Source organism: Aliivibrio salmonicida LFI1238, from assembly GCF_000196495.1.
Taxonomy (GTDB): Bacteria; Pseudomonadota; Gammaproteobacteria; order Enterobacterales; family Vibrionaceae; genus Aliivibrio; species Aliivibrio salmonicida.
Window position 1 is genome coordinate 805,289 of the sequence record NC_011313.1, and the last position, 20,549, is coordinate 825,837.

Consider the following 20,549-nt stretch of genomic DNA (forward strand, 5'->3'; position numbering starts at 1 on the left):
GTGTACATCATTATTATTTTCTCTTCGCCCATACGTGAATATAACGACCAAGAGACAGATAAGGTTCTTGACGGCATAACTGTTTTTCTAGCTTCAGCACGTCTTCGATTTGGTAATTCCCCATGTATTCCATGTTACCGATGTAATCATGAAAAGAGCGAATACCCGATTTTCCCTTTATTTCATACCCAGAATCTTCAATCCACTGATAAACATCATGTGGCATCAACCCTTTTTGTGGTTGTAACTTAAACCGTTTTCGATGTGGCATGCCATCTAAAACATGAGGAATATTGCCACAAATCACATTTTTCAATACTAAACCATGGTGATTATAAAACATAATAGAAGCATACCCACCAGATTTAACTTGTTTCAATAAAATATCCAATGCTGTTTTCGGATCATCTAGCCATTCCATCACTGCATGGAAAAGTAGAATATCAACCTTACCAACTTTATGCTGTTCAATTTCTTGTACTGCCGAATGAATAAATTGATACTGAGACGATAAACCATTATCTTCGACCGCCTCTTTCGCTAATGTTAGCATTTCTGAAGATATATCACACAAAGTCACTGTATGACCCTGCTTCGCTATTAATTGCGATATTTGGCCTATTCCTCCACCAGCATCTAAAACAATAAGTGGCTTAGAATTTGCTTTAGTTTCAGCTAAGATGGTTTCCATATCTTGCCATACAATAGTTTGACGGATCTCGCCTTTGTCAGAACCATAAATGTTCTTTGCAAATTTATGGGCGATATCATCGAAATTACGGTCTTTATTCACAGTGGTTAAGTTATGGTACTATCTATTGGAAACAAGCATTGTCGCATAAGAGCTCATGGAAGTAACAGCATGACGCGGTTTTTTGCTCTCAAGTGGTGATTTTTCATTCTATATAAGCGGTAATAGTCAAAAATATGTTTGAGTTAAAGAAGTTTGTATCATCAATGCTTATGCCCCTACCTGGACTTCTCCTAATTGGGTTCATCGGCTTATTCATTTTATGGTTTTCAAAAAGGAAAGGATTTGCCTCTTTTTTACTGACTCTGTCTCTCGTTGGGATCTTTTTGCTGTCTTTTCAGCCAATCACAACGCCATTATTAAAATCAACGGAACGTATGTATCCCTCTTTCATCGCACCGGATGTGCCTGTTGAATATGTTCTTGTTCTTGGTAATGGCCATGTTGTAGATGATGAAATATCGCCTATCTCTGAACTATCTCGTGCTGCAGTCATGCGATTAACTGAAGGGATCCACATCTATCGTATGTATCCTGGCGCAAAATTAATTCTTTCCGGCTACAGTGGCGGAACGACCGTCAGCCATGCTCGTATGATGGCTCGTGTTGCACTCTCATTAGGAGTGAACAAATCTGATATTCTTCTATTAGAAAATGCTCGAGATACTCATGAGGAAGCCATTCAAACACTTAATTCGGTAGGGAACAGTAATCTTGTTCTTGTTACCTCAGCAAGCCATATGCCACGAGCAATGGAAGAGTTCCATAATTTAGGCCTAAAGCCGACACCTGCTCCAACGAACTATTTAGCACATTCAGAAATAAAACAACCTTGGGAAAAATACGCCCCTAAAGCCAAATACCTAGAGCAATCCGAGCGTTTCTGGTATGAACAAATGGGTCGTTGGTTTATGGATCTTAAGAACCTTTTGATTGCACAAGAAGAACAAGCACAAGCCTCTGATAAAATTGGACTTGAAGATGTTATAAATAAAGTCGATGACATTAAAAATTCATTGCCCTTATCTATCAAACGATAAATAACCTCCATTAGATAATAAAAAAGCACGCCCTTTATTTAAAAAGGTTCGTGCTTTTTTTATCTCTAAAGATAGATCACTATAACGCTAAAATAGCTCGGACTTTATCTAGATCTTCTTGTGTATCAACACCTGCCGCTGGCGCTTCTTTTGCCACCGCGACATGAATTTTTTCACCGTACCAAAGTACACGTAATTGCTCTAAGCATTCTATTTTTTCAAGTACACTTGGCTGCCAATTAATGTAAGTATTAATAAATCCTGCACGGTACGCATAAATGCCGATATGACGCAACAATGGATTCGCCGTTAATGCCTCTCCTTTTGCAAAAGCATCACGGTCCCAAGGGATTGCAGCACGACTAAAGTACAACGCATACCCTTCTGCATCGGTAACCACTTTCACAGCATTAGGGTTAAATACATCCTCTTCTTCATCAATTGTCACGGCTAATGTTGCCATTGGTGCAATTGAGTCAGCTAAATTTTTAGCTACTTGTCGAATGATACTTGGTGGAATAAGCGGTTCATCCCCTTGTACATTCACCACGATTTCATTAGAGGCTATACCACATTTATCAATGACTTCAGCTAGACGCTCAGTACCTGATTCATGATTCGGAGACGTCATGCATACATCACCACCAAACCCTTTCACTACCGCTTCAATACGAGAATCATCTGTTGCGATAATCACACGATCAGCACCAGCTTTCGATGCTTGTTCATATACCCATTGAATCATTGGCTTGCCACAAATATCAGCAAGAGGTTTACCTGGTAAACGAGTCGATTGATAACGAGCAGGGATTATGACTGTGAACGACATGACTCAACCTCTTCCATTGTCATACGACGAGCTTCTGGCTCGATCATCACTGGAATGCCTTCTTTAATCGGATAAGCAAGACGGTCAATTTTACAAATAAGCTCTTGCTTATCTTTATCGTAATTCAATTTACCTTTACACACAGGACAAGCTACGATTTCAAGAAGACGATAATCCATATTGTTCTTTTACCTCTATAATTTTATTTAATATCTGTTGTGCTTTTTCTTCTGGAAACGAGGCATCAACAGGTAAATACCACCACGATGATTCTGCAAAAGATTGACACTTAACGGCATCTTTTTCCGTCATTATCAATTGCTCACCATATTGCATTAAATTTTTAATTTCTTCTGGTTCGAACGCTTTATGATCCACAAAGCCTTGCGTATGTACAACATCAGCATTAAGGGATGCTAACGTATCAAAAAAACGGGGCGGATGACCTATTCCAGCAAAAGCAACAAGCTCACCTAAATTTGACACTGATTTTTTTTCACCAGTAACTAAATTAACCGCTTTACTTGGCTCTAATGTCATCGCTATTTCATTTGTCTTTGGTTGTTCGCCGTTACAAATCAAGAAATCGACACTAGCTAATCGATCGAGACCTTCTCTGAGTGGACCTAAAGGAATAAATGCTTGATTTCCAAATCGACGCTTTCCATCTATAACAATAAACTCGACATCACGTTGTAACGCATAATGTTGTAAACCATCATCAGTAATAACGATATCCACCCCCTGCTCTTCCAGCATTTTAACTGCTTCACTCCGAACTGGAGCGACAGCAACATGGGCTTTAGTCCGTTGTTTTATTAATACTGGTTCATCGCCAGAAATATCGGGGGTTGTCGTATTTGATAATAGGTAAGGATAATGCGGTGCTTTCCCACCATAACCACGAGAAGCAACACCAACCTTCATTCCTTGTAATTGAAGCTGTTCAACTAACCAAACGACAACAGGCGTCTTACCATTACCACCAGCCGTTATATTACCAACAACAACAACAGGAACTGACGATTTATAAGCCGTTTTTTTTCCAGTAAAATAATCCAGTTTTTTCTTGTTTGCTACATATTTAAATAAACAACTCAGTGGCCACAATAGCGGCCACATCAATTTACCTAAAATATGGTTATCAAACCAAATTTTCTCAATCATTAATCACCAAATTGAATTCGATGCAATTGGGCATAAGCACCGTCGTGAGCAATCAATTCTGCATGAGTACCACGCTCAACAACTTCACCTTCATCAATAACAAGGATCTGATCTGCACTTTCAATCGTCGATAAACGGTGCGCAATCACAAGAACTGTTTTGTCCTTTTGAAGCTCGTCTAACGCAGATTGAATCGCTTTTTCTGATTCGGTATCCAATGCAGATGTCGCTTCATCAAGAATTAGTACGGATGCATTTTGTAATAGAGCTCGAGCAATGGCGATACGTTGACGTTGTCCACCGGATAGACTCGCGCCATTTTCACCAATCATCGTATCAAAACCATCTTCCATCTTGTTGATGAAGTCAGACGCATAAGCAAGCTCTGCCGCTTTCTCTATCTCAGCTCGAGTAAATCTACCTTCGGACGCATACGCAATATTATTCGCAACACTGTCATTAAATAAATGCACATTTTGAGAAACTAACGCAAAATGCTTACGAAGATTCGTTAATTTATAATCTTCAAGTCCATCACCATCTAACGAAATAGTACCCGAATCTACATCATAAAAACGTGTAAATAAATTAGCAATCGTACTTTTACCTGAACCAGAACGTCCAACTAATGCAACTGTTTTTCCAGCTGGTAAATCAAAGCTAACACTACGTAATGCTGGCCCTTCAGACGTAGGATAAGTAAACGTGACATCTTCAACTTTAATATCACCATTGACTTTATCTTTAACAATCACACCGTCATCTTTCTCTTTATCCATATCCATCAGTTCAAACAACGTTTGACATGCCGCCATACCTCGTTGGAAATCAGACGTTACGCTTGTTAGTCCTTTTAGTGGACGTAATAAACCGAACATCGCAGAGAACACAACCGTAAAGGTACCAGGAGTTAGCGTTTCTTTAATTGAATCAACACTTGCTAGATATAAAACCGTAACTAAAGCAAAAGAAGCAATCATTTGAATAATAGGATTCGCTAAACCTTGAGCAACAACCATTTTCATATTTTGTTGACGCATATGGTTACTGATCGTATCAAAACGTTCAGATTCAACTTTTTGACCACCATAGCTTAATACCACTTTATGACCTTTAAGCATTTGCTCTGAAGTCGCAGTCAATGAACCCATGGCTGTTTGCATGTTCTTACTGATTTTTCTAAAACGTTTTGAGACATTACCAATAGCGAACGCAACAACAGGTGCAACAACAACAAGTACTAAAGACAACTGCCAACTGTTCCAAAACATCAAGCCAAGTAAACCAAGTATGCTTGCCGATTCTCGCACAATATTAACCAAAGCTTTACTGGTTGCAGAAGCCACCTGTTCTGAATCATAGGTAATACGAGATAATAATCGACCTGTAGATTCTTGATCAAAATAACTTACTGGCATATGCATAAAATGATTAAAAATATCACGGCGAATTCGCATTACAACATTACTCGCAACCCAACTCATACAATAACCAGAAACAAAGCCACTGAAACCACGAATAAACATCATAGCTAAGATGATAAATGGCATTTTTTTCAAGAAATCTGAATCCGCGTTACCAAAACCTTCATCTAAAAGTGGTTTTAGTAATGAGATCATATAAGTATCACTTAATGCATTAATGACAAGGGCAAAAACTGCAACCCCTAGCCCCGCTTTATACAGTGAGATATGAGGCCATAATCGTTTAAACGTTGCCCATGTAGATTCGTCTTTTTCAATAGTCATAAGTACTTATTCTTCATATACAATTACCTTTATTCTACTCTGTATTTAAGTTATCGCCAAATAGCTTTCTGTACCAAACGTGGCTATTAACGGTTGAATAACCTTTAATGAGTAGTTTTTCATCAGAAGCCGTTATTCGTATCTGTCCTAGTTGTGCAGTATCTAACCAATCAATATTCTTTACTTCATGTCTTTCTTTAATCTTTTTACTCGGCAGATCCCAAGGAGTAAACAAGCCACTAGAGACCACTGCAATCTTTCCACCCATCTCTTTTACCCAGCGCTCAGTCGACGATGAATTAGAACCGTGGTGAGGAACAAGAAAAACATCTACCTCATTAAATTCATTTTGATTTAAGATCAACATTTCTGAAATTGCATCAATATCGCCAGTAAATAAAAACACCCATTTATCAACGGTAAGTTTAACAACACAAGAATGAGGATTGTAAGCCCTTTTAGTTAATGTTGGCGGCCACAATACTTCAAATTCCATCATACCCTCTTTCCACCTACTTCCCTTTATGCAGGGTAAAGCCTTTGAATCAACTTCACTGCGCCTTACCCACCTAGGTGAAAAATGAGTTACAAGGTAATCTTTCCCTCCAGAGTGATCACCATCAGAATGACTTAAGATCAAACCATCTAAGGTTGAAATCCCTCTTTTGTGTAAAATTGGTTCAATTACACTCTCTGCGATACTTCCATTATTCCACTTCATTCCCGTATCATAGAGTATGGCCTTACCCTTTGATTCTATAAGAATAGCTAATCCATGCCCAACATCTAAAAAATCAACTTGCCATTCAGGTTTTGATTTAGTTACTGCCATTAAGAGCATCAATAGAGCAAATATTGGCAATATAATTTTAAAAGAGAAAAAGGCCATTAATCCTAGGAAAATAATAAGACCAATAATAAATAAACTTATGTCACTTGATAATGATATCCATGACCCTTCAACTGATTCAGCTAAATGCCATACCGGCAAAAGAGAGAGATCACTTAGTTGCCACAATCCTTTAAGCCACTCACTATCAGCAAAGCTGACAACAACAGCAAACAAAGTTATAGGTACAGTGACCATACTGACCCAAGGAACGGCAATCAAGTTGATTAATGGAGACAAAAGACTTACCCCTCCAAAAAAATAACTTTGCACCGGAAGTAAAAAAACAAACAAACCAAATTGCACGGCAAGTATCTGTAATATTTTAGTTAAGCGAGGTGATTCCGTATTTTTTATGTATATTTGATAAATATGCAGTGTCGTAAGTACCGTTAATACAGCAGTAAAAGAAAGCCAGAAACTCATAGAGAGTGTGGAAAAAGGGTTTATAACTAAACAAAGTAACACGCACCACAATAAAATTTGATGCTTTGGCCATACCGTTCGAGTCATTAATAAGCTCGAAACAAATAAACACGCAATCAGAGCTCTAACCGTAGGTAAAGAAAAGCCGGCTAACCAACCATAAAAAATGGCTAACGCACAACCACTAAAAAGAGGTAGCCATTGCGTTAAACGTCGTTGAAGAATGTACCGTCCCAGTTTTCCTAACCACCAACCTAACCCGTAAACAAAACCAATATGTAAACCAGATATAGCAAGTAAATGAGCTAATCCAGAATTACGTAACACTGTCCAATCATCAGCGGATATATTACCTTTATATCCAAAGGACAAAGCAAGTAACAACGGTTGAAACGGTGCTTCGATTGTTTGTTCATATACTTGCAAAAACCATTGAGAGCGGTAACTTTTATTTTCTTCGAATAAAGTGGCATTCTTGATTTTTCCGTAAGCGTGGATCCCTTTCGATAACGCGTAATTTTCTAGTTTATATCCCGTTTCGTTATGACGCCCTATTGGAGGTCGAAGTCTAATATCAAAAAGCCACACATCTCCTTGTTGAAATAAAACCGCTTCATCTCTATTAAGCATCTTCTTTTTATAATCGCGGATTGATAAGCGAAGTAAATGAGTCCTCATATTAGATAGAGATTTACCGTTAATTTCTTTCACTTGAACTAAAATAGAAGAAGTTGGTTCTTTAAACGCAATTAGACTTTGAATTTCACCTTTGATGGTAATATCATGCCCTAGGCTATATATTTCCTTATTTGCACTTTTGTAACGCTCTATATGTAATGCCGATATTACAAGACCGAGCAGTACACCTTGAATGATTCTCATTTTAGACATGCGAAAAGTAACTATATAGCCAAAGTAACATATAACAACTAAAGTAAAGGGCATGTTTGTCGGCCAATAGGCTGACGACAAAAGAATAAGAATCACGACAACGCCTTTTAGACGTACGTCATTTAATAGAAGCATAAACTTATGCCAAGAAAATTTATCAAACGTTTTTTACCAAACCATGAAACCATTAAGCGCCAAAAAGCATTAAAAATATTTGGTAATGTTTTATATAACCCCAATTTATGGTGTTTAAATCGTCGCTCTGCTGCTGGCGCTTTTGCTGTTGGACTATTTATGGCCTTTGTTCCTCTTCCTAGTCAAATGATTATGGCAGCAGGACTCGCTATTATATGCAGTGTAAATTTACCACTCTCGATCGCATTAGTTTGGGTAAGTAATCCAGTGACCATGCCAGTATTATTCTATGGCGCGTATAAAATTGGCGCATGGTTACTATCTACTCCTCCACAAAACTTTCATTTCGAACTGTCTTGGGAGTTTATTGGGTCACAAATGTCAACAATAGGCCCTCCATTCCTATTAGGTTGTGCTGTGTGTGCCATATTATCTTCGTTAATCGGCTACTTTGGTATTCGTGGTCTGTGGCGTTATTCTGTCGTTCGTAGCTGGAACAAACGTACTCGACGCTTAAATATTAATCGTTAGACAATTTATCTCTTTTCCTTTCTAACCTCCTAATACTGACAGCAAATATTTGCTGTCAGTTCACATATTTTTATTTTATAAATCCTCAAGCGATCGACTTACTTTTTGTAACAGTAAATTTGAACTCAATCTCACAAATGGATCATATTTAAAATAATGATTTCAAGTACTATCCCATTAAAGGAATATGTTCTATAAGTAAGAATAACCTTATAGAACAATCATTATAAAAATAGAAATACAGCCTTATTTGCTTGAAATAGGATAAAGAAATGGATCATATTGACGAATGCCCAAAATGTTACTCTCACGAGTTACTCATTTCTGACAATGCTCAAACCATCATTTGTTCAGAGTGCGGAGTTATAAAAAAAGAAGGAATTGAAATAGGAATATCGAATAACTCGCCACAAGAAATAGAAATATTAGAAGCTTCTTAACAAAAAAGCCCATACATATAATATGTATGGGCTTTTTTACTTATTAACCATGTTTATAGTTATTATGCGAAAACTTCTTGCAATTGAGGAACGATTTGCTTCTTACGGCTAAGAACACCATCAAGCCATACTCGTCCATTTTCAGTAACTTTACCGTAAGCTTTTGCTGTTAGTTCTTCATTATCACTGATTACTAATAATTCAGAACCTTCTTTCATGATATCAGTCAAAAGTAGAATCATCGTATGACGATTACCCTCAACTTTCATCACTGCAATATCCGCTTCTAGTTCTTCTTTAATATCATCAAATACTGAAAGATCGATAACTTCAAGTTGACCAATACCAACAAGCTCACCATTCATATTGAAATCTTTAAAGTCTCGCATAACAAGATCACGTACAGGTGTACCTTCAACTGCCGATTTCACCTTAAACATTTCCATGCCTAATGCTTTAAAATCTTCAATACCAGCGATTTCAGCTAATGCTTCAACACATTTAATATCAGCGGTTGTGCATGTTGGTGATTTAAAAATAACAGTATCACTCAAGATTGCACACAACATAATGCCAGCAATATTCTGAGGGATCTCAACTTGATAAAAATCATACATCATCTTGATAATTGTATTACTACAACCAACAGGACGAATCCAACACTCTAAAGGTGTAGATGTTGTTAAATCTCCTAATTTATGATGATCAACAATACCTACAATGGTTGCTTCTGCAATATCATCAGGTGCTTGAGTTAATTCTGAATGATCGACAATATAAACTTCTTCACCAGCATAGCTAGTTTTAAACTCTGGAGACTCTAAACCAAACTTATCAAGGATGAATGCTGTTTCAGGAGAAAGTTCACCTAAGCGAGCAGGAATAGCTGCTTCGCCAATTTGATTTTTTAAATAAGCAAGTGCGATTGCACCACAAATTGAATCTGAATCTGGAATTTTATGACCCACTACATACATTGACATTGTATTACCCTCCTTTAAATATGCCGTTATTCTACCAAATTAGGGGCATTTGAACACAGAAAGTATCAATAGAACTGAAACTATCTATGATGCCAATAATGAATATATACGTTAATCACCACTTTAAAAATACCAAAATAGGCATATTAATTACAATGAATTATTAAGTGCCAATTAGTATGACCCATGCTTAATGTAGAATAAGCTTGTAACATTCATCCTTGTAGATAAACATTCCTACACGCACCTACCTAAGGTGCGTTTTTTTTATCTCATAAACCTTATTATTAGATATGATTTGTCATATAAAAGTCCTAAATGTGTAAACATATTTCAGGACAAGACAAAGTATACCGCTCCAAATCAAGGCGGAACAACCGCCTACATAGCCAAGTACATTTCTAAAAATATTAATGGTAAACACATGCCAGAAACCGAAGCAGAAAAAGGCGCATACCTTGCTCGCGCTTGGGCTTCTACGCATCGCATTAAACAGTTTCAAGGGTTCGGTAATCCATCGGTTGGCCTATGGCGTTCCTTACGTAAAATTGATGAGAAAGACACGGCTTTTGATGTGGATTTAGAAGAGTTACGTCAAGCGGCTGATACATCAAAGTGGAAACGTTTTTGTCAATTAGCGCATGAGGCCAAAACAGAATATGAAGAAGGCATTAATAAATATGGACAAAAGACGTATAGCCCTATTGGTTTTTATGGCGCAATATCTTTGTGAAAACCAAAAGCGCAGTTTATAGCATCGTGAAAACGAAAGACGTTCCGCGCCTTGTTCTTGATCTTAAAAAGAAGCGGAGCTTCGCTCCTTGGAGCACTGAAAATAACTGTAACTCGCCTCAAGAAAGCCCCATTTCAACGTTAGAAAAAGCCCTCATGGACATGACAGGTTGGAGTATTAAAGGCGTTCAGTGCTTGATTAAGCCATTGCAGAAAGGGGCGAAAGTCCCCATCGATAAGTTTATGACCGTTAGCCTTAGAAATAACCAGTTAACGGTATCTTAAAACGCCCCAAAACAAGCACTGCACCAATATAAGAAGTAAGGAGTGATAATGCTAATCACCTGCCCTAAATGCGAAAGCAAGGCGCGCATAGCGACCTCAAAGGCTATAACCAAAGAAACGCGCGAGGCTTATTGTCAGTGTTTGAATTTAAACTGTGGTGTTATCTTTGTCACGTACACATCCGTGTGCCGTATTATTGAGCCTACAGGTCAAAAACCAAACCCTGATTTGCAACCAGAGTTGTGTAAGTCAGAAAAAATTAATATGTTCGAATAATAAATAGATAATACGAATTTTGGTTACATTCCCTAGTGATTTATTTACGATAATTAATCAAATCTATACCCCGCCCTAACTATTAAATTATCTAGAGTATTTTATTGCAGAGTTCTTAATTAAAAACCATTTTCAAGGTTTGAATAATGTTCTGTTAGAAAACTGTCATGCAAATATTGCCAACGCCAGAATGCACTAAATGGATGCGTAACATTTAACATTGCTTCGATTGTTTCCATTGCTCCTTGTTTAATTGTCCTACCCGTAGACGGTTTTTTTAACAAATTCCGCGCATTCATAAATGCAATCATATATTCGTATATTTGCTCAATTAATGCCTCTCGACTAACACCACGTAAAGCAGTATTTGTACTGTTATAACATTCATTTAGGAGCCGCACCGTATTTTGTGTTTGTTCACAAGGGTTTTTATCGGTCGCTTCAACTAGCACATCATCGTCTGGAGCTACTGTCATCACTAATCGAATTTTACGAAATATATCAATATTTGCATCTGTGCAATCTAATAATTTGGTATGAGTATTACTTTTTAAGCTATTACAACGACTGCATGAGTAATAAAGATTATTCCAATCTGTTCGTCCACCACCTGCTTGCTGAGGGTTAAAATGTTCTACTTCAACATCTTGAATATCGTTTCGTTCACATAAGTAACATTTTTCAAAAAACATTGTTTTTAAGGAGCTAACAACTTGTTGATGATTATATTGATTACCGCGTGATAAGCATTCTGGCACTTCCGCCAATCTAGTAACATTAAACAATTTATTATACTCCTAAATCGTCTATAGCTTGTTGTGCCATGAGATATACGACTTTAGACTTTGAGTCTAATTTATCCTCAATTAGTGTCAGTTTGCCAATGAGTTCATTAACGCGGTCTTTATTTAATTTAATGTTCGGTGTTAGAGATGCTAATTCATTAACAATATCTATTAAGTTATTTGAGTTAGTTGTTACTCCTAATAAACCTTTAATTATAGCTTCATAAGAATATAACGATAAATCCTCTAATTGCTCAAATTTACTTAGATCATAAATAACTGCGTTATTAACTGATTGAAGAACAAAAGGTGAATGAGTTGATATTATGAACTGTACATTTGGGTAAGAATTATCAAGAAATGATAATATTTTCTTTTGAAGAGATACGTGTAGGTGGGCATCTATTTCATCAATAATAACTATACCAGATAGCTCTTTAGGTTGAATCTCTTGTAACTCAACTTTCATTAACAAATCAATATAGATTTTTAAAATAGATGAATAGCCAGAGGATAGATTTGAAAGTAGGTATGGTTTTTTATCATTTTGATTTATGTAAAAAACTTTTTCTTTTTCGTTATAAATAAGTTGTAATGATTCATCTTCAAATAAGAACTGTAAATCATTCGTAATTGTTCCAAGCCATAAATCTACTTTTTCTTTTTGTTCAGAGTCATTTCGTAATGCATAGGCTAAATAACCAGCCTCTAATAAAGCTACAAGATAAGCTTCAAAAGTGGTTGAAAAATCTTGACTTAGTTGTTGAGATTTTCCATAACTTCTTATTTTAGATAAAGTATTTTGCTGTTGTTGTTGATGTGGCCGATTATTTGAGTATTGTCTAGTAGCCTCAAAGAAATTAACAACTAATGATTTTTGTAACGATTTATCCAATGCATTATCATGATTATCCCATTCAAGTTCAATGGTATTTACATTGAACATATTGTCTAATTGAGTTTCCCATTGAGCTAATGTGTCTTTATATTGTTCTCGTTGAACTTTATCGATACCGTCCCTTTTTAATAACACTTTATAATGCTCAATATTTGTCTGTAGATTATTTTTTTGTTGTATGTTACTAGGTTCAACATTTCTTTTTATTGCATCAAATAATGCATTTAGAAAGAGAGTTTTGCCACATCCGTTCATTCCAGTAACGATTATATTTCTTCCATTAGCTTCAATTGAAATTGGTTTTTCTGTGTTTGGCAGTAAGCCGCTAATACGATTGATATATTTGTCCATGAGGATTCCGTATAAAAGAAAAGAAAAGATTTTACTTCATATTAATTACATTACTAGTTTTCTAATATAAAAACGCACGTTTGCGATCCTGTCTGTTTTTATTTTTCCGCAAAACCCCTTATCTAGCAAGGTTTTAGGGCTGTTTCTCTATATGTCTAGATTTTCGTTTTTTAACGTGCTGAATTTCGGTGCGGAGGGGAGGGTGAGTCCGAACAAGGCTTTTGCGCACTCTTCGATTACCTAACTCTGACCTCTGCCATTTTCTAGAATCTCGATATAGAAACGGGTTCTATACTCATCAAAAAGAATCACTGTTACTTTAATTCTATTCCAGTTGTTTAGCGATATAGGAGAAAGTATATGTATGTTACTTGTCCCATTTGTCATTGTAAGGCTCGTACTATTGAGCAAAAAGAAGAGACGCCAATCAAAAGCGTATTAACTTGCCAATGCAGCAATTTAAACTGCTCTTCGTCCTTTCACCTATCTCTTAGCATGATTAATAAAGGGATTACCTCTGGTGATAAGGTGGCAGCATGATTGCTTGTCCTGACTGTGGTTCGTCGTATCGTATTATGACCTCCTGTCCTATCTCTAATGAGGTGAGAGAATATTATTGCCAATGCAAGGTCTGTGATATTCGATTCCTACAATACACCGCACTAGAAAGCTTTATTGTAAAAAACTCGGAAAGCCAACCACCAAATAAACAATTACAACCTGATATCGCAAGGCGAAGAGACTGCATGCTTCAATTGCTTTCGCCTAAAACAAAAGACCCAAAACAGTCTGCTATGAGGTTTGTATAGCCCTACTTGCATGAGCATAGTCTCAACGTATCAATGGAAATCTAATCGAATAAAACGGGAACACGAATGAAGACAGAATCACAAACAAAACTCAGCGCCTTTAAAGAATCAGTTCAAACTCTCTATGGTGTATCGGACGCGAGCGAAACCTTTAATGTCTCGCCAGCTGCCAGTCAAACATTAATTGATGATGTAAAAGAGACGGACGACTTTTTAACGCATATTAATATTGTCACAGTAGATAATTTAATTGGTGAGGCCATCGGTTTAGGCGTTGGTCGCATGATTGCATCACGAACTGACACATCGGGAGGCAATGAGCGAAAAACACGCTCAGTCTATGATTTAACGCCAATGCCGTATGAATGTACGCAAACAAACTTTGATACTCATATTACTTACAATCAGCTTGATGCTTTTGCTCATTTAAAGAATTTTGAAGAGCGAGTAAATAATAAAATTCGAGTGGGTTTCTATGGCACATCGGTTGCTAAAAATACTGACATTGAAGCCAACCCAAACGGCGAAGATGTAAATGAAGGTTGGATTGAAGCATTACGAAAACATAAACCTGAAAATGTATTATCTGAGGTTGTACTTGATTCAAATGAAATTCGAATTGGTGAAGGTGGTGATTTCGTTAATCTCGACCTTGCGGTTCTTACGATAAAGAATTTATTAGATCATGTATTTTCTTCCACAAATGATTTAATCGCTATTGTAGGTAATGAATTAGTTGCCAGTGACCAAGCAAGACTTTATGCACAGAACGGTAACACCCCAAGTGAAAAAGCAAAGATTGAAATGAGACAAGTCATTTCTACTTATGGCGGCTTACCTACCTATACAGTCTCTAATTTCCCACCGCGCGGCATCATGGTGACTAGCTTTGATAATCTATCGATTTATATATTAAATAACTCAATCCGAAAATCAGTAGGCGTCAAAAACGATAAAAAGGATCGTATTGAAAACTTTGAATGTATGAGCATGGCTTACCTTGTTGAGCAATTAGGTAAAGCGGCTACGGTTGAGTTTGATAATGTTAAGCTCAAAAAATCAGGCTCAGATGTTTGGGAATAGGTCTTTCTGAAATAAACGAAATAAAGCCCACTATTGTGGGCTTTATTAATTGAAAATAATGTAGATGCCATAGTGGTTTGTTAAATATTTACTAAAACACATCTAATTTATTCATTATTTTAGATAACAAACGATCTTTCCTAATATTTAATTCTTCAACATCCCATTTTGAACACTTAATTACATCTTGAGTTATCAGGAATGGAGAGATAACGTTATCTTTATTTTTATAAGCTTCGACTTTTTTAGTAAATGAATAGTTCTTAGCCTGTATGTTCTTTCTCATTGATAGTAATGTTAAATTAGCTAGTGAATTAGTCCAATATGCGCGTTCCACATCATTAAATACCTCATTCCAATCATGACTAGGCTTCTGTGGTAAAATATGCTCTAAATGTAATTTACTATCTATATTAATATAATTTTGCTTACAATCTTCGCTAGAAAAATATTCAATTAACAATAATACTGCACGATCCCATTTTCGCCCATAAACAAATTCGCTATTAATTTCTTCTTTAAATGTTTTAGTTGTTGAGTATTTCACTAACCCATTTTGCATTTCTGCATAGATATCTGAAATTGGATTCCCTAACTTTACCAATTTAATAATATTAAAACTGGTTTGTTTAATTCTAGCTACTGTGGCACCAGCTATCCAATTTTGGTAATAAAATGATACAAGTAATTCTTTCAGTTTATTTATATCCCTATAATCTACAAATGATGCAGTAGAAAGGATACTAACCCAATATATTCTATGCTTAAGATAACTTAAACAATAAATGCATTTATTATCCTCTGTAAGAATGTTTATATAAGACTCAGAAAAATCACTTATTTCTTTTAAAATTTGAAGAGAACCAGTTCCTTCTTTGTTAAAAATACTCAGTAATTCTTTATCTAATCTACTCTTAGGGTTTGTCGCTAACTTGTAATATAAATATGTATTTAACATACTAAGTAGTTAATGATAAGTTTTCGAGAATGAAGATTTCGCCTTTACCATATATCCATATATCCATATATCCATATGGTATTAAAATGAGTATTTTAACGTCAGTGTCTATATCATAATGAAAGCAGTTAATCCTTTAACAGACAATGAAAAAATAACCCTAAAAGAAGCGATCGCTAATCATCCAAAAAATAGAGTAAGAATACGAGCACATGCGATTATTCTCAGTGATAAAGGCTACTCTATTTTAGCGTTAACTGATATTTTAGACGCTAAATTTGAGACCATATCGTCATGGATAGACCATTGGGAAGCCTGTGGAATGCTCGGATTGTATGACGCTGTTCGTATAGGTAGAAAACCTATTTACACAGAAGCAGAAGTATATCGTTTGAAGTCATTGGTTGATGAAGAGCCACATCAACTTAAACGAGCACAAGCAATACTTGAAGAAGAAACAGGTAAAAAATCCAGCTTAGACACTATTAAACGAAATATAAAAAAAGTGATTACAGTTACAAAAGAGCCCGACACTCATTAAAGTTAAAGCGTGACGATATGAAATTCAATAATTTCAGTAATATATTGAATTCATTGATTGAAATGGAACGTACGAATAAATGTGAACTCTTTTATTTTGATGAGTCAGGCTTTAGTCAGAAATCTAATCTTCCTTATTGTTGGGGACCTATCGGTGTTCAATCGCTAAGGCCTGCTCATTCACACAGCAAACGGCTCAATGTTCTTGGCTTCTTAAGTAGACAAGGTAAATTGAGTTTTCAAACAACGGAAGGAAGAGTAACTACCGATACAGTAATTGATGCATTTGAGCACTTTATCAACGCACGAAAAAACGATAAGCCATGCTTTATTATCTTAGATAATGCCTCTTTTCATAGGTCAGCAAAATTTAAACAAAAATTGCATGAGTGGTTGATGAATGATGTATTAGTTTGTTATCTACCACCGTACTCTCCAGAGCTCAATATCATTGAGATATTGTGGAAGAAAGTAAAATATGAATGGTTACCATGTGAAGCGTTCAAAACGTTTGAAGACCTCAGTATTAACATCAAAAACATATTAAATTATTACGGCGAAAAATTCACAATAACTTTTGCGTGACTACTTATCTAAGTCAAACTTTGCAAATCTTAAATTTGAATTTATATTCTCCCACTTTACCTTAAATGCATTTCTATCTTCTTTTCCATCTAATTTCTGCATTAGTGTGGATTTTAGAATGTCAATAGAACTTAAAGGCATACCTCTGTCATTTAATACGTTAAATATTTGAATTGCACTATCTTGAGAAGGGCAAGTGATAACAGTTAAAACTACATTCTCGAATAACCAAATTACAAATTTATCTATATCTATTCCATTCTCTATTATTTTTTCATTGAGAAACTCTCGAATATAATGTGCATTTTTTAAATATTTATTATTTAAAATATCTTTTTCAAAATGCTTAGACTCAATAAATTTCACTTTCTGTAAAACAGTTTCTTCAAAATCAATTTGATATTGTTCGTTTGTTAGAAACTTTAATTTTCTTTTAGTATGTTCATATTTATCTTGTATTGAATCATTTATATAATCTTGCGATTTTCGTCCCAGTTTTGAAAGGTAAACGTCTCTAATTACACACGAGATTATCGTAAAGGTAGTTGTTCTTTGCTGACCATCAATAATGTCAAATCTTGAATCAGATTTATTATCAACTAAAACTAATGACCCACAAAAATATGTTTCATCATTATTTTCAACATAAGCAGAAACAAGATCATCGATTAAATCTGCTAAATTATCCTTATCCCATGAATAAGGTCTCTGATAATCAGGAATTTGATAAAACTTATCATCATCCACGAAAATTTTTTTTAAGCTCTTTACTTTAGCTTCAATTTTCATTCCAACTCTCTATATATTAAATTCATTGTTAGCATCTAACCGCCTACATAACACGTCTACTATTATGCGATTATACTTAATATTGACGCCTTAAAACGAGAAACACCCGACAACATGAGATACCGAGTGTAGTAAATCGTGTTAGTACATTATTTGGCTTGTTTTTTCGGTTTAGTTTCTTTCTCATTTGAGTTGTAAAAGTTAATATTGTTAACCGAAAGTAAGCGTGCGGGGAACTACACCTAACAAATAAAATTCATTATGCGTATCTTACGATCTTTCATTTAACGAGAACGTAATTATGCAAAAAGATAAAAAGAGAACACCAGAGCAATGGCACGCTCTATTTGAATCTCAGCAATCTAGCAAGCTTAGTGCCGCTGAATTTTGTCGTAACCATAATATTCTGCCAAAGACATTTAGTGCACGTAAAGCACGATGGAAACAAAAGATTAACGCTTCTACTTTCTTGAAAGTAGAAGCGTTAACATCAACTATCATCGCCACTCCACAATTACCAGATATTCAACTTTCTATCGGAAAATTGCGATTAACATTGCCAGCTAATACTGAACCTCACTGGATAGGACTCTTATTAAAAGGGTATCAATCATGAATGTATTTACTGATGTTTCCACCATTTATCTTCATCGTGATTTTGTCGATTTTCGCAAGGCCATTAATGGCCTTGTCGTGATTGTTGAGCAAGAAATGCAACTATCACCGTTTAGTGATGCTCTATTTATATTTTGCAATAAGCCTCGTGATAAACTCAAAATATTGTATTGGGATAAAACAGGATTCGCTTTATGGTACAAGCGATTAGATGAAGACCGCTTCAAATGGCCACGAAATATAAATAACGATACGTTAGCATTATCAGAGCAGCAACTGACACTGCTATTACAAGGTTTTGATATCTTAGGACATCAACCGGTACATTATCAAACAACCCTTTAAATAGTTGATTCTCAGTCAAGAATAGGAGGCAACCGATTGATTACCTGTATTATCGTTATATAGTCATCTACATGACTGATAAAATAAAACCACTTCCTGATACCATTGACGAGCTGAAAGCACTTGTGCTTCAGCTTGAAAATAAATATAACCGTCTTCTAGAGCAATTTCGGCTGGCTCAACATCAGCGCTTTGGTAAAAGCAGTGAATCTGACTCGACTCAATTTGATTTATTCAATGAAACAGAAGAAGAAATCATCATTGAAAATGATGACACACAAACGATTACCTACACTCGTCAAAAGCCAAAACGCCAACGCTTACCTGAAGACTTACCGCGTACTGTTATTATCCACGACATAAAAGATAAAACTTGTAAGTGTTGCGGTCTAGAGATGCATGCGATGGGTAAAGACATCAGTGAAAAGTTGGAATTTGTACCAGCTAAAGTGGAAGTTATTCAACATGTTCGTCCTAAATATGCTTGCCGAAATTGTGAAAAAAACAATACTTCAGTAGACATTAAACAAGCCCCAATGCCAGCGTCACCAATCCCTAAAGGGATTGCGACCGCAAGTTTACTTGCTCAAATTATTACGGCTAAATTTCAATACAGTCTTCCACTTTATCGTCAAGAAACGTTATTTCAGCAATGGGGTATCATTATTGGACGGCGAACGATGGCGGATTGGTTAATAAAATGCTCGGTACTATTTACCCCTCTTAATAACGAGTTACATCGTATTTTGCTTGAACAACCCACTCTGCATTGTGATGAAACAACGGTAAATGTGTTGGATGTTGAAAAAGCAAAATGTTATATGTGGGTCTACTGCTCTGGCTATGATTCTCCAGGCTCTGGTGTTTTGCCTGGAATTGTACTTTATGATTATCAATCTAGCAGGCATGGCTACCATCCAGTTAACTTTTTAAAAGGTTATAACGGGTATTTACATACCGATGGTTACCAAGGTTATGAACAAACTGAAGCGATTTTAGTTGGCTGTTGGGCACACGCACGTCGACGATTTATTGAGGCTCAACGTGTTCAAGTAAAAGGGAAAACAGGGAGTGCAGATTGGGTATTGAGTAAAATCCAAAAGCTATACCGGATCGAATCGTTATTAAAAGAGGCTTCCCCTGAAGCCAAGTATGTTGCTAGGCAGACAGAAGCCCGCGATTTACTTAAAGAGCTCCGTGATTGGCTTGATAGCGCAGTTAGTCGAGTATCACCTAAAACAAAATTAGGTGAGGCGATTAGCTATACATTAAATCAATGGGATAAATTAGTTCGTTATATTGATGATGGATTGTTATCTATTGATAACAATCGAGCAGAGCGAGCGGTTAAACCGTTTGTTATCGGCCGGAAAAACTGGTTATTTTCGGGTTCAACGGCTGGTGCAGATTCAAGTGCAATGCTTTACAGCATTGTAGAAACAGCAAAGGCAAACGGATTAATCCCTTACGATTATATTAGGTATTGTCTAGATCGTTTATGTGTTGGATCGCCAGATATCGATTCACTTTTACCTTGGAATGTAAAAGACAAGGTGTAGTTCCCCGCACGCTTACGAAATATTTACAGAAAATACACCGTTAAAATTTAATGCCGAATACGAAAATGATCCTTCTTACTTATTCCCTGCCCGCTTAGTTTCAGTACAA

Annotated in this window: 23 protein-coding genes; 12 read left to right on the forward strand and 11 right to left on the reverse strand. The window is 36.0% G+C overall.

The window, feature by feature from the left end; translation table 11 throughout:
* Positions 1–13 precede the first annotated feature (13 nt).
* Entirely contained in the window at positions 14–793 is a 780-nt protein-coding gene (cmoM, locus tag VSAL_RS19820; protein WP_012552032.1) for a tRNA uridine 5-oxyacetic acid(34) methyltransferase CmoM, read from the reverse strand.
* Positions 794–927: 134 nt separating this feature from the next.
* On the opposite strand from cmoM, the gene elyC reads away from it, so the two are divergent.
* The gene (gene elyC, locus VSAL_RS19825; protein WP_012552033.1) at positions 928–1,791 is read left to right on the forward strand and encodes an envelope biogenesis factor ElyC; all 864 of its coding nucleotides are present in this window, start codon (positions 928–930) and stop codon (positions 1,789–1,791) included.
* 79 nt (positions 1,792–1,870) lie between these two features.
* Here elyC and kdsB read toward each other — a convergent pair whose 3' ends face one another.
* Genes kdsB through VSAL_RS19850 form a run of 5 tightly spaced genes read right to left on the reverse strand, consistent with a single transcriptional unit; the run spans position 1,871 to position 7,876 of the window.
* A complete protein-coding gene (gene kdsB / locus VSAL_RS19830) occupies positions 1,871–2,620 on the reverse strand; it encodes a 3-deoxy-manno-octulosonate cytidylyltransferase (RefSeq protein ID WP_012552034.1) in 750 nt (249 codons plus the stop codon).
* A complete protein-coding gene (locus VSAL_RS19835; RefSeq protein ID WP_017023132.1) occupies positions 2,602–2,799 on the reverse strand; it encodes a Trm112 family protein in 198 nt (65 codons plus the stop codon). The genes kdsB and VSAL_RS19835 overlap by 19 nt, the downstream gene beginning before the upstream one ends.
* Entirely contained in the window at positions 2,780–3,787 is a 1,008-nt protein-coding gene (lpxK, locus tag VSAL_RS19840; protein ID WP_012552036.1) for a tetraacyldisaccharide 4'-kinase, read from the reverse strand. Before lpxK ends, VSAL_RS19835 begins: the two co-directional genes overlap by 20 nt.
* Positions 3,787–5,535 carry a lipid A ABC transporter ATP-binding protein/permease MsbA gene (gene msbA, locus VSAL_RS19845; protein ID WP_012552037.1) on the reverse strand — a complete coding sequence of 583 codons (1,749 nt, stop codon included), beginning with the start codon at positions 5,533–5,535 and terminating at the stop codon, positions 3,787–3,789. Before msbA ends, lpxK begins: the two co-directional genes overlap by 1 nt.
* A gap of 34 nt (positions 5,536–5,569) precedes the next feature.
* The gene (locus VSAL_RS19850; protein ID WP_012552038.1) at positions 5,570–7,876 is read right to left on the reverse strand and encodes a DNA internalization-related competence protein ComEC/Rec2; all 2,307 of its coding nucleotides are present in this window, start codon (positions 7,874–7,876) and stop codon (positions 5,570–5,572) included.
* Positions 7,877–7,882: 6 nt separating this feature from the next.
* Between VSAL_RS19850 and VSAL_RS19855 the strand changes: the two genes are divergently transcribed.
* Both VSAL_RS19855 and VSAL_RS23680 read left to right on the forward strand, forming a co-directional pair.
* The gene (locus VSAL_RS19855; RefSeq protein ID WP_012552039.1) at positions 7,883–8,407 is read left to right on the forward strand and encodes a DUF2062 domain-containing protein; all 525 of its coding nucleotides are present in this window, start codon (positions 7,883–7,885) and stop codon (positions 8,405–8,407) included.
* A gap of 272 nt (positions 8,408–8,679) precedes the next feature.
* On the forward strand, positions 8,680–8,847 hold the full coding sequence (locus VSAL_RS23680) for a hypothetical protein (protein ID WP_164998988.1): 168 nt from the start codon (positions 8,680–8,682) through the stop codon (positions 8,845–8,847).
* 62 nt (positions 8,848–8,909) lie between these two features.
* Here the strand turns inward: VSAL_RS23680 and VSAL_RS19860 are convergent, their stop codons facing one another.
* Positions 8,910–9,830: a manganese-dependent inorganic pyrophosphatase gene (locus tag VSAL_RS19860; protein ID WP_012552040.1), complete on the reverse strand. Its 921-nt coding sequence runs from the start codon at positions 9,828–9,830 to the stop codon at positions 8,910–8,912.
* Positions 9,831–10,254: 424 nt separating this feature from the next.
* On the opposite strand from VSAL_RS19860, the gene VSAL_RS23580 reads away from it, so the two are divergent.
* From VSAL_RS23580 to VSAL_RS19870, 3 genes are read left to right on the forward strand one after another with little or no spacing between them, the layout of a single operon-like run.
* Positions 10,255–10,563: a hypothetical protein gene (locus tag VSAL_RS23580; protein ID WP_049940467.1), complete on the forward strand. Its 309-nt coding sequence runs from the start codon at positions 10,255–10,257 to the stop codon at positions 10,561–10,563.
* Positions 10,560–10,847: a hypothetical protein gene (locus tag VSAL_RS23585; RefSeq protein ID WP_012552042.1), complete on the forward strand. Its 288-nt coding sequence runs from the start codon at positions 10,560–10,562 to the stop codon at positions 10,845–10,847. Before VSAL_RS23580 ends, VSAL_RS23585 begins: the two co-directional genes overlap by 4 nt.
* A 48-nt stretch (positions 10,848–10,895) precedes the next feature.
* Positions 10,896–11,123 carry an ogr/Delta-like zinc finger family protein gene (locus VSAL_RS19870; protein WP_044583586.1) on the forward strand — a complete coding sequence of 76 codons (228 nt, stop codon included), beginning with the start codon at positions 10,896–10,898 and terminating at the stop codon, positions 11,121–11,123.
* A 119-nt stretch (positions 11,124–11,242) separates the two neighbouring features.
* On the opposite strand, the gene VSAL_RS19875 is transcribed toward VSAL_RS19870, so the two are convergent.
* Positions 11,243–11,908, reverse strand: a complete 666-nt coding sequence (locus VSAL_RS19875; RefSeq protein ID WP_012552044.1) for an HNH endonuclease — start codon at positions 11,906–11,908, stop codon at positions 11,243–11,245.
* Positions 11,909–11,912: 4 nt separating this feature from the next.
* A complete protein-coding gene (locus VSAL_RS19880; protein ID WP_012552045.1) occupies positions 11,913–13,157 on the reverse strand; it encodes an AAA family ATPase in 1,245 nt (414 codons plus the stop codon).
* Positions 13,158–13,693: 536 nt separating this feature from the next.
* On the opposite strand from VSAL_RS19880, the gene VSAL_RS24195 reads away from it, so the two are divergent.
* Together VSAL_RS24195 and VSAL_RS19895 are read left to right on the forward strand one after the other, a co-directional pair.
* Entirely contained in the window at positions 13,694–13,966 is a 273-nt protein-coding gene (locus VSAL_RS24195; RefSeq protein WP_012552046.1) for an ogr/Delta-like zinc finger family protein, read from the forward strand.
* Between the two features lie 66 nt (positions 13,967–14,032).
* Positions 14,033–15,049, forward strand: coding sequence for a P2 family phage major capsid protein (locus VSAL_RS19895; RefSeq protein WP_012552047.1), 1,017 nt, complete (start codon positions 14,033–14,035; stop codon positions 15,047–15,049).
* A gap of 91 nt (positions 15,050–15,140) precedes the next feature.
* On the opposite strand, the gene VSAL_RS19900 is transcribed toward VSAL_RS19895, so the two are convergent.
* Entirely contained in the window at positions 15,141–16,007 is an 867-nt protein-coding gene (locus VSAL_RS19900) for an HNH endonuclease family protein (RefSeq protein WP_049940468.1), read from the reverse strand.
* 118 nt (positions 16,008–16,125) lie between these two features.
* Here VSAL_RS19900 and VSAL_RS23045 point away from each other — a divergent pair.
* Positions 16,126–17,132 (forward strand): IS630-like element ISVsa8 family transposase gene (locus tag VSAL_RS23045; RefSeq protein ID WP_085941784.1). Its coding sequence is split into 2 segments (ribosomal slippage): positions 16,126–16,504 and positions 16,504–17,132, totalling 1,008 coding nucleotides; the frame shifts between segments, so codons are not numbered across the junction.
* On the opposite strand, the gene VSAL_RS19915 is transcribed toward VSAL_RS23045, so the two are convergent.
* On the reverse strand, positions 17,133–17,921 hold the full coding sequence (locus tag VSAL_RS19915) for a DUF262 domain-containing protein (RefSeq protein WP_049940469.1): 789 nt from the start codon (positions 17,919–17,921) through the stop codon (positions 17,133–17,135). It abuts the gene before it with no gap.
* Between the two features lie 301 nt (positions 17,922–18,222).
* Between VSAL_RS19915 and tnpA the strand changes: the two genes are divergently transcribed.
* From tnpA to VSAL_RS19930, 3 genes are all read left to right on the forward strand, one after another.
* Positions 18,223–18,537 (forward strand): IS66 family insertion sequence element accessory protein TnpA, encoded by a 315-nt coding sequence (gene tnpA / locus VSAL_RS19920; RefSeq protein ID WP_012548925.1) that lies wholly within the window; start codon positions 18,223–18,225, stop codon positions 18,535–18,537.
* Entirely contained in the window at positions 18,534–18,881 is a 348-nt protein-coding gene (gene tnpB / locus VSAL_RS19925) for an IS66 family insertion sequence element accessory protein TnpB (protein WP_012548924.1), read from the forward strand. Before tnpA ends, tnpB begins: the two co-directional genes overlap by 4 nt.
* Before the next feature lie 71 nt (positions 18,882–18,952).
* Positions 18,953–20,440: an IS66-like element ISVsa2 family transposase gene (locus tag VSAL_RS19930; RefSeq protein WP_012549008.1), complete on the forward strand. Its 1,488-nt coding sequence runs from the start codon at positions 18,953–18,955 to the stop codon at positions 20,438–20,440.
* Positions 20,441–20,549: the final 109 nt, after the last annotated feature.

Bases quoted from the DNA above. Each gene is read 5' to 3' on its own strand.
- elyC (WP_012552033.1), top strand. From the start codon at position 928: ATGTTTGAGTTAAAGAAGTTTGTATCATCAATGCTTATGCCCCTACCT.
- kdsB (WP_012552034.1), bottom strand. From the start codon at position 2,620: ATGTCGTTCACAGTCATAATCCCTGCTCGTTATCAATCGACTCGTTTA.
- VSAL_RS19835 (WP_017023132.1), bottom strand. From the start codon at position 2,799: ATGGATTATCGTCTTCTTGAAATCGTAGCTTGTCCTGTGTGTAAAGGT.
- lpxK (WP_012552036.1), bottom strand. From the start codon at position 3,787: ATGATTGAGAAAATTTGGTTTGATAACCATATTTTAGGTAAATTGATG.
- msbA (WP_012552037.1), bottom strand. From the start codon at position 5,535: ATGACTATTGAAAAAGACGAATCTACATGGGCAACGTTTAAACGATTA.
- VSAL_RS19850 (WP_012552038.1), bottom strand. From the start codon at position 7,876: ATGCTTCTATTAAATGACGTACGTCTAAAAGGCGTTGTCGTGATTCTT.
- VSAL_RS19855 (WP_012552039.1), top strand. From the start codon at position 7,883: ATGCCAAGAAAATTTATCAAACGTTTTTTACCAAACCATGAAACCATT.
- VSAL_RS23680 (WP_164998988.1), top strand. From the start codon at position 8,680: ATGGATCATATTGACGAATGCCCAAAATGTTACTCTCACGAGTTACTC.
- VSAL_RS19860 (WP_012552040.1), bottom strand. From the start codon at position 9,830: ATGTCAATGTATGTAGTGGGTCATAAAATTCCAGATTCAGATTCAATT.
- VSAL_RS23580 (WP_049940467.1), top strand. From the start codon at position 10,255: ATGCCAGAAACCGAAGCAGAAAAAGGCGCATACCTTGCTCGCGCTTGG.
- VSAL_RS19870 (WP_044583586.1), top strand. From the start codon at position 10,896: ATGCTAATCACCTGCCCTAAATGCGAAAGCAAGGCGCGCATAGCGACC.
- VSAL_RS19880 (WP_012552045.1), bottom strand. From the start codon at position 13,157: ATGGACAAATATATCAATCGTATTAGCGGCTTACTGCCAAACACAGAA.
- VSAL_RS24195 (WP_012552046.1), top strand. From the start codon at position 13,694: ATGATTGCTTGTCCTGACTGTGGTTCGTCGTATCGTATTATGACCTCC.
- VSAL_RS19895 (WP_012552047.1), top strand. From the start codon at position 14,033: ATGAAGACAGAATCACAAACAAAACTCAGCGCCTTTAAAGAATCAGTT.
- VSAL_RS19900 (WP_049940468.1), bottom strand. From the start codon at position 16,007: ATGTTAAATACATATTTATATTACAAGTTAGCGACAAACCCTAAGAGT.
- VSAL_RS19915 (WP_049940469.1), bottom strand. From the start codon at position 17,921: ATGAAAATTGAAGCTAAAGTAAAGAGCTTAAAAAAAATTTTCGTGGAT.
- tnpA (WP_012548925.1), top strand. From the start codon at position 18,223: ATGCAAAAAGATAAAAAGAGAACACCAGAGCAATGGCACGCTCTATTT.
- tnpB (WP_012548924.1), top strand. From the start codon at position 18,534: ATGAATGTATTTACTGATGTTTCCACCATTTATCTTCATCGTGATTTT.
- VSAL_RS19930 (WP_012549008.1), top strand. From the start codon at position 18,953: ATGACTGATAAAATAAAACCACTTCCTGATACCATTGACGAGCTGAAA.